Source organism: bacterium (genome assembly GCA_023230585.1).
Classification (GTDB): Bacteria; Ratteibacteria; UBA8468; order B48-G9; family JAFGKM01; genus JALNXB01.
In genome coordinates, this window is record JALNXB010000054.1 from 1 (window position 1) to 11,628 (window position 11,628).

The 11,628-nt window shown below is 35.8% G+C and carries 10 protein-coding genes and 1 tRNA gene; 3 read left to right on the plus strand and 8 right to left on the minus strand.

Annotation, left to right across the window (positions count from 1 at the left end):
- Positions 1-221 precede the first annotated feature (221 nt).
- On the minus strand, positions 222-1,202 hold the full coding sequence (locus M0P98_07800) for an ABC transporter ATP-binding protein (protein MCK9266757.1): 981 nt from the start codon (positions 1,200-1,202) through the stop codon (positions 222-224).
- Positions 1,203-1,642: 440 nt separating this feature from the next.
- Here M0P98_07800 and aroA point away from each other — a divergent pair, with 440 nt between their 5' ends.
- The 3 genes from aroA to gcvT all read left to right on the plus strand — a co-directional run bounded on the left by aroA (position 1,643) and on the right by gcvT (position 5,426).
- Complete coding sequence (aroA, locus tag M0P98_07805) at positions 1,643-2,923, plus strand: 3-phosphoshikimate 1-carboxyvinyltransferase (protein MCK9266758.1); 1,281 nt, start codon at positions 1,643-1,645, stop codon at positions 2,921-2,923.
- Between the two features lie 2 nt (positions 2,924-2,925).
- Entirely contained in the window at positions 2,926-4,077 is a 1,152-nt protein-coding gene (gene aroC / locus M0P98_07810) for a chorismate synthase (GenBank protein ID MCK9266759.1), read from the plus strand.
- A 125-nt stretch (positions 4,078-4,202) separates the two neighbouring features.
- Positions 4,203-5,426, plus strand: coding sequence for a glycine cleavage system aminomethyltransferase GcvT (gcvT, locus tag M0P98_07815; GenBank protein ID MCK9266760.1), 1,224 nt, complete (start codon positions 4,203-4,205; stop codon positions 5,424-5,426).
- A gap of 338 nt (positions 5,427-5,764) precedes the next feature.
- Here gcvT and M0P98_07820 read toward each other — a convergent pair whose 3' ends face one another.
- From M0P98_07820 to rpsU, 7 genes are all read right to left on the minus strand, one after another.
- Complete coding sequence (locus tag M0P98_07820) at positions 5,765-7,960, minus strand: DUF2339 domain-containing protein (GenBank protein MCK9266761.1); 2,196 nt, start codon at positions 7,958-7,960, stop codon at positions 5,765-5,767.
- 320 nt (positions 7,961-8,280) lie between these two features.
- A complete protein-coding gene (locus tag M0P98_07825; protein MCK9266762.1) occupies positions 8,281-8,748 on the minus strand; it encodes a glycine zipper domain-containing protein in 468 nt (155 codons plus the stop codon).
- 84 nt (positions 8,749-8,832) lie between these two features.
- Positions 8,833-9,783, minus strand: a complete 951-nt coding sequence (locus M0P98_07830) for an OmpA family protein (GenBank protein MCK9266763.1) — start codon at positions 9,781-9,783, stop codon at positions 8,833-8,835.
- A gap of 101 nt (positions 9,784-9,884) precedes the next feature.
- Positions 9,885-9,960, minus strand: a tRNA-Pro gene (locus tag M0P98_07835).
- An 18-nt stretch (positions 9,961-9,978) separates the two neighbouring features.
- On the minus strand, positions 9,979-10,782 hold the full coding sequence (locus M0P98_07840) for a dihydropteroate synthase (GenBank protein MCK9266764.1): 804 nt from the start codon (positions 10,780-10,782) through the stop codon (positions 9,979-9,981).
- A 3-nt stretch (positions 10,783-10,785) separates the two neighbouring features.
- On the minus strand, positions 10,786-11,142 hold the full coding sequence (locus M0P98_07845; GenBank protein MCK9266765.1) for an anaerobic ribonucleoside-triphosphate reductase: 357 nt from the start codon (positions 11,140-11,142) through the stop codon (positions 10,786-10,788).
- Between the two features lie 17 nt (positions 11,143-11,159).
- Positions 11,160-11,324 carry a 30S ribosomal protein S21 gene (rpsU, locus tag M0P98_07850; GenBank protein ID MCK9266766.1) on the minus strand — a complete coding sequence of 55 codons (165 nt, stop codon included), beginning with the start codon at positions 11,322-11,324 and terminating at the stop codon, positions 11,160-11,162.
- Positions 11,325-11,628: the final 304 nt, after the last annotated feature.

Genomic DNA, 11,628 nt, shown 5'->3' on the forward strand with positions numbered 1-11,628 from the left:
TACAAGGGGCGTTTCCTATTTTATCGCTCTGCTATTCATTTTTTTTAGCCTGCCAACTACCCCCCTCACCCTTAATCCCTCTCCCCCTTGGGTAGAAGGCAAAGAGGGAGTGAATAGACACTGCATACCAACGATTTTTGTCGTTGCGAGAAGCGTCTTGTACCGAATACCCCCGAGGGGTTATTTACGACGTGGCAATCTCATCTTTTATCCGACGCTTTTTATCTTTCGTTTTTCATATCTTTTGCTTCAATACCTGTTATTTCAACAAATACCTCTTCAAGAGAGGGTCTCATATTGCGAGCTTCATTTGTTTCTGCACCAAAGCTTTCTAGTAGTCTTACATAAGGACCTATTGAAATAGGTCTTTGAGATTCTACGCATAAAATAGTACCAGACGAAATATAGGCTTTTACGTCTGTGAATTGTTCTTCAATGATTGTAGTAATGTTTTTTATTTCTTTAGAGAGGGAAAATTGAACGATATAGCGGTTTTCTGCAAGTTTCATAAGATTTTCAATTGTATCTATCCTTACAATTTTTCCAGAAACAATAAAAGCTATGCGTTGACATAATCTTTCTGCTTCCTCTATATAATGTGTAGTTAAAAATATAGTTGTTCCTTCTTGGTTTAAATCATAGATTAGTTGCCTTATTTGTCGGGCACTTGCTATATCTATGCCTGTGGTAGGTTCATCTAAAAAAAGTATTGGTGGTGAGTGCATTATACCGGCAGCTATAGTTAACTTTCGCTTCATACCTTTTGAATATTTAGAAAATTTCCGGTTTGCAGATTGTGTAAGCCCAAATTGGCGTAACAGTTGACAGGTGCGTCTTTCTCTTTCTGCTTTACCCATACCATAAAGAGCGCCGCAAAACATAAGGTTTTCAAAACCGGTAAGTTCAGGGTATAGGTTGCTCTCATCTGGCACTATTCCCATAAGATGTTGAGTGGTTTTTAGATTGGTAGAACTCTCTGTTCCATCAATAAAAATAACACCTTTATCAGGGCGAGCAAGACCTGTAAGCATATTTATGGTCGTTGTTTTGCCAGCTCCGTTTGGTCCAAGAAAACCAAACAACTCGCCTCTTTCAATTTGAAAAGAAACCTCTTCCACGGCTTTAACTTCTTGTGCTTTACCCTCTTTAAATGTTTTACTTATCCCTACAGTTTTAATAATAACACTATCGGTAGATGTCATTATATCTCCTAATAATGTTCTTTGAAGAAAAGGTATCTTGGTTTTACGTTAACCTATTTATATTATACTACAAAAAAAATCATAATCAATAGTAGGGTGGAAAAGGGGAAAAGGATATAAATAAAAGATGAGATTGCCACGCTAAGAAACCCCTCCTACGCCAAGGTATACCTGCCGAAGCTTCTATTTTAGCGTAGGTTGGCTTCGGCGGGTAAAGCTCGCAAGATAAACTACAAAAGGCGGAATGAGGGGAGATGCAAACCTCAGAGAATTGCTTCGCCTGTTCTCACAAAAACGACAAAGGCAAAAACCCGCCCTTGATGAGAGATTCCGAATCAAGTCCGAAATGACAGCAAGGAGGGAAGGGTAGAAGGCAAAAGAGGGGAAAATAGAGTATAAATCTTATTGTTTTTTAGAAGGTTTTATGTTATATTAAACAGATGAACTTGATAATAGAAAAAACCCAATCTTTGCAAGGAGAAGCCTTTATTCCGGGTTCTAAATCTCAAACCATTAGAGGTATAATATTTGGTTCTCTTGCAAAAGGCACATCTGAGATAAAAAATCCTTTAATATCAGCCGATACCTTAGCAGCAGTAAACGGATGTAGAGATTTAGGCGCTAAAATAGATGTTTCAAACAATAATAGTTGGGTTGTTGAAGGTTTTGATGGTAACCCTTTCCAACCTTATAAAATACTTGATTTAGGTAATTCCGGCACTTCATTAAACCTTCTCACAGGGATATCTTCTCTCGGTAACTTTAAGGTTACTCTAAACGGTGATTCATCTTTAAGGCAAAGACCCCTCCAACCGCTTCTTGATGCTTTAAACACGTTAGGCGCAAAGGCTATTTCAGTAAATAATAATAGTTGCCCTCCAATAGAAATTACAGGAAAAATTAAAGGTGGTAGAACAAAAGTTGATGGTATAAGTTCCCAATTTGTATCGTCTTTATTGATTACTACTCCTCTTGCAGAAAGAAATACTCAAATAGAGGTTGTAAATATTCACGAAAAACCTTATATAGATATGACTCTTAATTGGTTAAATGAGCAGAATATAAGATATGAAAAGAGCGATGATTTAACGTTTTTTAATATTGAAGGTTCTCAACATTACTCTTCTTTCATAAAAAATATTCCTGGGGATTGGAGTTCTGCAACTTTTCTTATTGTGGCTGGAGCAATAACTAAATCAGATATTTTACTTAAAGGACTTGATATAAATGATACTCAAGGAGATAAAGAGGTTATAAAATATCTTGAAAAGATGGGGGCTGATATTAAGGTAGAAGCAGAAGGTATAAGGATAAAGGGAAGAGAATTGACAGGAACAGATATTGACTTAAACAATACTCCTGACGCTCTACCAGCCCTTGCTGTTGTTGGTTGTTTTGCTAAAGGAACTACCACTCTTTGTAATGTTGCTCACGCAAGAATTAAAGAAACAGATAGAATCAAAGTTATGACTCAAGAATTAATAAAAATGGGGGCTGATATTAGAGAAACTCAAGATGGTATGATAATAAAACAGAGCAACTTAAAAGGTACAACTGTTGATGGACATTATGACCATCGGGTTATTATGGCTCTTTCGCTTGCAGGGCTTATTTCGGAAGGTAAAACATCAATAAGTTCCTCTGAGGCGATAAACATAACTTTTCCCACTTTTGTGAAACTTATGGAAAGTTTAGGTGCAAAAATAAAAATGGAGGTATAAAAATGCTTGGAAACACTTTTGGAAGGATATTTCGTGTAACAACCTGTGGAGAATCTTACGGTAAAGGTAAGGGGTCAGGGCTTGCTACTATTGTTGATGGTGTACCGCCTGGATTAAAAATAACCAAAGAAGTTATACAGAAAGAACTTGATAAAAGAAAACCCGGACACGGAAAACTTAACAGCCCACGAAAAGAGACAGATAAATGCGAAATCTTTGCAGGTATAGGACAAGACGGAGTAACAACTGGGGTTCCGTTGGGAATAATGGTTTATAATGTTGATACCCAAAAAGTTCATATTGAACAGTATAGGGCTTATAAAGATATATTTAGACCTGCACATGCTACATACTCTTTCTTTTTGAAATATGGTGAAGCACAAGATTGGTGTGGGGCTGGTAGGGCTTCTGGTAGAGAAACGGTTGGTAGGGTTGCTGGTGGAGCTGTAGCAAAATTTATTCTTGAGAGAGAAAAGATAGAAATTTTAGGATACACTAAAGAATGTATGGGTATAAAAGCAAAAAATATGTCGTGGGAAGAGATAAAAAAGAATTATAGAAAAAACGAAATAAATTGCCCTGACTTGAAGACAGCAGAAATGATGGAAAAAAAGGTGCTTGAAATTAAAGATGAAGGTGATACCGCTGGAGGTATTATCGAGTTGATTGCTCATAATGTCCCTGCTGGGCTTGGGGAGCCTGTCTTTGATAAATTAAACGCTACTATTGCTCAAGCTTTGTGTAGTATTGGGGCAGTGAAGGGGATAGAGTTTGGTGCTGGGTTTAAGGTTGGGAATATGAAGGGGTCCGAAAATAATGACCAACCGTATATGTCTAAAGACGGGAAGGTAAGATTTAAAACTAATAACGCTGGCGGGTTTCTTGGAGGTATTTCTACTGGTGAAGATATTGTTGTTAGGATAGCGGTTAAACCAACACCAACAATTTCTAAAGAGCAGACCTCTATCAATATGAGTAGAATGAAAGAAGAGACGTTAAGTCCTATAACAAGAAGGGACCCTACTCTGGTTGCAAGGATATATGTTGTTGCAGAAGCGATGATGTCTATGGCTATTTTAGATTCTTTGTATCTTGCAAGAGCTTATGATTCTTTGGCAAAACTTGATAAAAAATGGATAAAACTTAAAGGTTGAATGATTAACAAAACTGCAAACTTCGGGTTGAAGGCTCTGGGGCTTATATAAAAATTGACGGTATAAGATTGTAAATTGTATAATTAAAAAAGTTTAACTTACTAAAAAAACACCACAAAAAAATTATGGACAAACTAAAAAAGACGATTTTTCATAGTAGGCATATTGAATTGAAAGCTAAAATGGTAGATTTTGGCGGTTGGAGTATGCCTATTCAGTATTCTACTGGTATTATTAAGGAACATCTGTTGACAAGAAGTAAAGCAGGATTATTTGATGTTTCTCATATGGGGAGGTTTCTTTTTAAGGGCAAAGACGCTATTCCTTTTTTAAGATATGTTTTAACCAACGATGTTTCAGCCCTTACTCCTGGACTCTCTCAATACACTATAATCTCTAATGAAAACGGCGTTGCCATTGATGATGCGTATATATACCGATTGTTTGAGGACGAATATATGCTTGTTGTTAACGCTGGTAACAAACAAAAAGATTGGGATTATTTACGAAATATGGCAGTCAGATTTAAAAACTTAGAAATTATTGACAAATCAGAAGAGTTATCAATGATTTCTATACAAGGTCCCAACTCTGAAAACATTCTTAAAAAGGTTATCTCTTCTGGGGAGTTACCTGAGAAAAAAAATTACATTAGTATATCAAAAATCGGTGGAACAGAGATTTTAGTTAGTAAAACTGGTTATACAGGCGAACCAATAGGTTTTGAACTTATTTTAGAAACAGTTCAAGCTATAAAAGTATGGGATTTACTTATAGGCAAAGAAGCCTACCCTGTTGGATTAGGCGCAAGAGATACCCTGCGGTTAGAAGCCAACCTACCTTTATATGGGCACGAACTTGGCACAACTCCAGAGGGACAAGAGATGCCAATATTTAGTTTTCCTTTATCCAGATTTGGAGTTAGTTTTAAAGATACAGAAAGAGATTTTATTGGTAAACCTTCTCTTTTAAAACAGTACAACGCTTTACAACAATTTAAAATAAAAGATTACACGTTAATTGATGATTTGCCACAAACTATAAAACCTATAACCCTTACAGGGAAAGGTATTGGTAGAGCAGGATATAAGGTCTTCTCACAAGAAAAACCTGTAGGATATATAACAAGTGGAACCTCAGTGCCTTACTATACATTTGATGAAGAACAAATTGCAGAAACTAAAAGCGTAAGGTCTATATGCCTTGCTCTTTTAAGTAGTGATATTCAGGTAAATGATAGTGTAAATGTCGAGATTAGAGGAGAAAAAGTTGGTGCTGTTGTAGTTAAAGCGCACTTGAGGACTAAATCTTATCCTTACGCTAAACCTATTTTAGGGAAGAAACAATAAGAAATATTTCACCATATACTTTTTCCATTATGGGTGGCAGGAAAAAAGAAATTCCGGTTCAAGTTCGGAATAGCAAAAAAGGGCAACTACATTCCATTAAACTCTTTGCAAACCCCTGAGGATTTACTATCCCATTACTTTCATCGGTTAGAGGGCAAAAAAGGTCGGTTTATTGAATTAGACAAAAACATCTCTTGACAGTATCTCTTATATTAGGTATAACAGAATTGGAGAGTTCAGAGAGCAGGAAGGTTTGCGAAGTAAGTATCAAGCACGGTAGTAAAAGCAGGATAGATTTCACAAAGTAGTCCGAAGTACTCTGAGCTCTCCTCCTCTTTTTAGCCCTTTTGCCTAAACCTACGATAAAAATAAGCACCTGTAATAAGAACTATCCCCGCACCTATAAGCACCAACATTTTTGCAAAACTTCCAATATACTTTATATCTACTGAGATAATTTTTAAAAGAGTAAGGCCAAAAAGTGATAAGGCAGAAATTCTTAAAGACAAAATTTTCTTAACCAATCCAACCACCAAAAGCCCAAAACCATAAAGAATCCATAATAGTGAAATAGCAGCAACCAGTTTATCTTCTCCTAAATTCCATACTATATTGCAAGATGAGTAAACCTGTATATTCATCTCTACAAAAAGAAGTAGAATAAAAAGTGTCCACAGATATATATCACTATTTTTTTCGTAACTAAGTGTTGAAATATCTTTTCTGCCAAACTGTTTAGCACCCAAAAACATAGCAACAAGAACCGTTCCTACCGAAAGAAATTGGAAGTTAAATAGAAATTGTGGAGAGTAAAAATTTGGTGAAATAACCAGAGTATCTACAATAGTTTTTATAAATGTTAGTGTAAGCAGGGCCAACCCAGCGGAACGAAACAAAGATGTTTCTTTTTTAACTTCAGCAAATATAAGGAATAAAGCAAATATAGCCCAAAAAATCGTTGAGACAAGCCACTCAGTCCCATCCAACATTCCTGTTGCTCCAGAAAAATACGAAAATATCTCTATATTAGATATCCAAAAAAGCCCTAAAATAAAAAGTGACCATAAATGTTTAGTATAATTCTTTTCTTCATAAGAGAAGTTTTTACCTCGTTCTAATAACACTGCAGAGAAAAGAAAAGTTAAAGATGACAAGAGTATAGTCAAAAAACTTGTATTTAAAAAAAGTAGTCCAGTTTTGCCCTGTGAATATAAGAAAAACGTGTCAATAAAAAATAAACGTGCTGTAACAAGAATAAAAATGATTAACCCACCTACCCTCAAAGGTTTCCTATCTATTTTTGAGCCAATCATCATAAGGATAATAGCCTCCACGCCCCAAACAAAAGTAATCCAAAGATTTTTTACCATCATAGGAACAGGGAGAGTTAAAAGCCCAATAGAAGTACCTATAAACCCAAAATAGAGCAGTTTGTCTTTATTGTTAGTTTTCCTTATCAGGTATGCAAGAATGAAATAAGTGGCAGCCATAAAAACTGGAATATAGGGTAAAATATATTTTATATTTTGCAAGGCAGGCATACTAAACATATCTCTAAAAACCAAGAAAAAAACTAATGGGTTCGCTACTACCAGAAGTAGATCTTCCCAATTAGATTTCTCCTTTTTAATTATGCTATATATAAGAGAGGTTATAGCAAAAGTTAAAAAATAGATACCTGCAAAAACTGAAATCATACGAAGGTCTTGTTTGACAAGATACCAATCGATGAAATAGTATAAAGTAAAAAGAAAGGAGAGAAACGGAAGAGCACGCCATTTTCTAAAGGAGACAGCAAAAAGAACCCCAAGATTAAGAATTAAAAGGTAGATAAACAATTTTGGTTCATAATATATTTCTGTTCCAGGGTTAACAAGTAAAAGTGGTGTAAGAAAAGCTCCAATAGTACTAAGTAAAGATGTAGCCAAAGAATTGCTTGTAACCGAAACAAACATACCACCAAGTGTGACAAGAAAAAATAAGATAAAAGAGAGTTGGATGTTGAATAGTTTATAAAAATGGTAAGCAGTAAAGATTGTTATGTAGAATATTATAAGAGAAAGCCCAAAAATCCCTTGAGCAAGAGTAAGAAATTTTTTTTTACGAAGATGATGGCTTATCCCAATAAAAATGAAGCCCAACAAAAAACCAAGAAAACAACGTAAGGCCTCTCCTATCCAACCTTGTTCAAAGGCATATTTAAGGAAACCAGCGAACCCAGCAGAAAGAAGTAAGACACCAACCCAAACAAGCCATCTCTCCCCAATAATTTTTTCTAACCTTAGCCACTCTTTTCTACTTTTTTCTGATACAACAGATTTTGATTCATCATACTCTACAGATTTTTTAGTGTAATCGATAAGAGTTAAATCTTTATTGTCAAGTAACTTATCTATAGATGTAGCAGGTTGAGGAGGTCTTTCTTCTTCTTTTGAGATACCCCCCATCTTCTTTTCAAGAATTTTAAGCCTTTTATCAAGTTCTGAGATTCTGTGCAGAATAATAACGGCAAAAATCAAGAAGATTAGAAACAAATTAAAACCTCCTTTGGGTAACCCTTAGGTATTGCCTCATATTTTCTCACAAAAACGGAATGGAAAAAAGGATATAAAAGCGAGATTCCGGCTCAAGTCCCTCAGGGGTACTCGGGATAAACCACTAACCCTTTCTCCCTCTCTCCCAATGGAGAGGGAGAAAGCGGGGACATTCCTTTTCCTATACTCGACTAAGACGAAGGTCTGACTTCCGCAAAAACTCCCTCGGGCATACTGTAACAAGGCGCCAAGAACAAACCTTCATCAGTAACTTTTTTTCAAAAACGGAACGGGGAAAACGTCTCTTTTTAGTGTGAATTTTATATTAGAGTAACTTCCCTTATTTCGCTAGAAACCAGTTTACCGTTCTTATAATATTCTACGGTTACTTTCTGTTTATTCCCTGTTTTTGTTCCGGGTATAGCGATAATATCCTCATTAATTCCTTGTTCTGTAGTACGAGAATATTTGACTGTAGCGTTGTTTTTAACTGCTTCTTTAACTGCTTGTTCTACAACGTCTTTATCAGCAGAAACCTCTGCTTGGCTTGTTGCTTTAGAATCAACGGTATGACCTATCCATCCACCCGCGGCAGCTCCTGCAGCCGCACCAATAATAGCACCTCTCCAAGGTCTGTTGGAATCAACAAGAGCCCCGAGTATACCACCAGCAACAGCACCTACACCTGCACCTGTTTTAGTTTTAGGTGTTAAGACTTCATCTATACCTGCACAACCACTTAACAATATTGCAACAAGTGTTATACCAGCAACAACCTTTATCTTCATTGAATTTCTCCTTTAACTTTAATATTCCAAAAAAAAGGCGGGCACCCCTTAAAAAGAGATTACCCGCCTAAAATTGAGCAAGAATTATTGTGCAACAAAAAAACCGACCTTACGAGCAAATGGCCATTCGTCTTGTGTAGGCACTTGCATAGCACCAACAGCTTCTGTAATTATTCTGTTGGAAGCAATTTTTCCATTTGATGTTAGATAGTTCTTAACAGCATTAACTCTGCGTTCAGAAAGCCTTTGGTTATAACCAGTTTTTCCTTCAGGTGAAGCAGAACCAACAAGGTTAACCTTTACTTCAGGGTTAGCTTTCAAAATTTCTATATTGCTCTTTAAAGTTCTAAGGGCAACAGATGTAAAAGCAGAACTATCCCAGTTAAAATAAACGTCTTTTAAGTTAAGCGATTCTTTTGTAACTTTATCAACATATACGGTCTTTTCGACTGCTTTTTCTACTTCTCTATCTCTGTAAACAATCTTTTCTACAGGTTTTTCCACTACTCTATCTCTGTAAACAATCTTCTCTACAGGTTTTTCTACCACTTTTTCTACTACTCTATCTCTGTAAACAATCTTCTCTACAGGTTTTTCTACCACTCGTTCTACTTCTCTTACTATAGGTTTTGGTCCTTCAACAACAGGAACAACTCTTTTAGCTTTTGAGCAAGGACAAGTAAAAATAGATGCTGGTCTTGCAGCTCTCTTTACTTTAGGAGTTCCTTCAATTTCTTTAGGTTCACCAACTAAATAACCTTTATTACCTTCTCCGGGTTCTACTGCCTGCACTTCTGTTTTTTCTACTGCTTTTTTTGTTACTCTTGGTTCTCTTACTGGAACTTCTTTTTCGCATTTCTCAGAGTCAAAAAAGATTGCTGCTGGCATTTGTTGCCCTGTTGCTTTTGTCGCTTCAACTTCTTTGGGTCCACCTATTAAATACCCTTGATTACCGTCTGCTTGAGCAACAGCGTAAACAGAAAACAATATACCAAGTACTACAAAAAATCCTGCTACTCCACCTATTTTTTTCACAGCTTTTCCTCCTTTTATAAATAATTTCAATTTGAACTTCACTTATTATACCTTTTTTTATGATTTTTGTCACTCTTTAAAACTAAAGAAAATTATTAAAGTCGGGGCGCCCGGATTCGAACCGGGGACCCCCAGAACCCCATTCTGGTGCCCTAAGCCGGACTGGGCCACGCCCCGAGAAAAAGTAAAATTATTTTATGAATTTTTCTCTCTAATCATTCTTATAAAATTCATACAAAATTCGTCCTTGCCAGATAAAACATTCCCCAGACAGATTGCTTCTTTAATACCTGCATCGCAAGGGTCAGCAATAACTGAATCAAGACCAAAAACTGTTCCTACTGCAAGAAAATATTTGTTGACCAAAGTTCTACTGGGTAAACCAAAAGATATATTGGAAAGCCCGCAAGTTGTCATAACAGAAGGAAACCTCTCTTTTATAGCCTTAAGACTATCTAAAAAAAGAATTCCATTTTTCCAATCGGTGCTTATAGGTTGAACAAGCGCATCAATAAAAACGTTTTCTTGTTTTATCCCTATTTTTTCGAGTAACCCTAAAAGTTTTTGGGTTATCTCTATTTTTTTGTCTATATTTGAAGGAATACCAGAGTCATCCATAGTAAGACATATCACCTTAGAATTGGGATATTCTTGTAACAATGGAATAATTTGAGCAACCTTTTCAGTCTCACCGCTAAGAGAGTTGAGCATTACCGCATTGTTTTTCACCAAAGGTAAACAATAACGTATAACTTCTGTATCAGAACTATCAATACAGACCCCTGTCCCCACAAACTCATTGGTGATGTCTACCAACCACTCTAAATCTTCTTTTTCTTGCTGAGGACCTTTTCCTGTACCTGCGTTAATATCTATATAATCAGCACCATTTTCAACCTGCAAACTAACAAGTTTTTTTATATAATCAACATTTTTCTCTTGTAATGCCTTAGATATAGATTTTCTGGTACCGTTTATAAGTTCACCAATTAAAATCACTATTTACTCCTGGCAAACAGAATACGTTTTTCTAACCTTCCATTCAGCTTGTTTTCCTGCGTTCCATTGTTTCAAAGGTCTTAAATACCCAACTACCCGCGCATAAACTTCACAAGGTTTATATCCACTCAAAGCAGGGTCCTTTTCAAAACATTCTTCACATTTAACAAAGATATTGTCTTCTCTAATAGAAGGTGGCTCTACATCATAAACAGCTCCCCCTTCTGCAAAAACATTACCTTGATTGTCTATGCCAGCTACTACTTCTACCTTACTTCCGCAATCGTGACACTTTCCGCAAAACACAAGTTCATTACAATCTTCTTTTTTTAATAGTTCTTCCAGTTTTTCTTTTCTCATTTTATCCTCTGAAAGTATTATGGAGAAACAAACTTTCTCTCTTTCCTCATTTTCCTTCGTCTTCTTATTTGACTCGGTTTCTCATAAAATTCTTTTGCTTTTACCTCTCTAATAATACCTTCTCTTTCAACTTCTCTTTTAAATTGTCGGAAAATCCTTTCAAAATCGTGATTTCTTCTCAAACTTTTTCACCTCCTTAATGCCATCTTTTTTAAGTTAAAGATAGCATTACAACTTCATTAAACATTTAAATAACAACCTCTTAACACAATAAAGAGGTGATAAAACTAATATGATTTATTATCTTTTATGTCCTTAAAACCTATAATCCATTATAATTCTTAGGAAGAGTTTTGTCAACTCTGAGTCTTTTATAATACAAAATGAGCCTGAAAGAGGGCTCGGTTTCAAATACAGATTGAGCCTAAAGAAAAAATGGGTCATAATATAAGGTTATGACACTAAACATGAAAGACACGGCTATAA

Excerpts from the sequence above, each read along its gene's own strand:
- aroA (MCK9266758.1), top strand. The coding sequence starts at position 1,643 with ATGAACTTGATAATAGAAAAAACCCAATCTTTGCAAGGAGAAGCCTTT.
- gcvT (MCK9266760.1), top strand. The coding sequence starts at position 4,203 with ATGGACAAACTAAAAAAGACGATTTTTCATAGTAGGCATATTGAATTG.
- aroC (MCK9266759.1), top strand. The coding sequence starts at position 2,926 with ATGCTTGGAAACACTTTTGGAAGGATATTTCGTGTAACAACCTGTGGA.
- M0P98_07825 (MCK9266762.1), bottom strand. The coding sequence starts at position 8,748 with ATGAAGATAAAGGTTGTTGCTGGTATAACACTTGTTGCAATATTGTTA.
- M0P98_07845 (MCK9266765.1), bottom strand. The coding sequence starts at position 11,142 with ATGAGAAAAGAAAAACTGGAAGAACTATTAAAAAAAGAAGATTGTAAT.
- M0P98_07800 (MCK9266757.1), bottom strand. The coding sequence starts at position 1,202 with ATGACATCTACCGATAGTGTTATTATTAAAACTGTAGGGATAAGTAAA.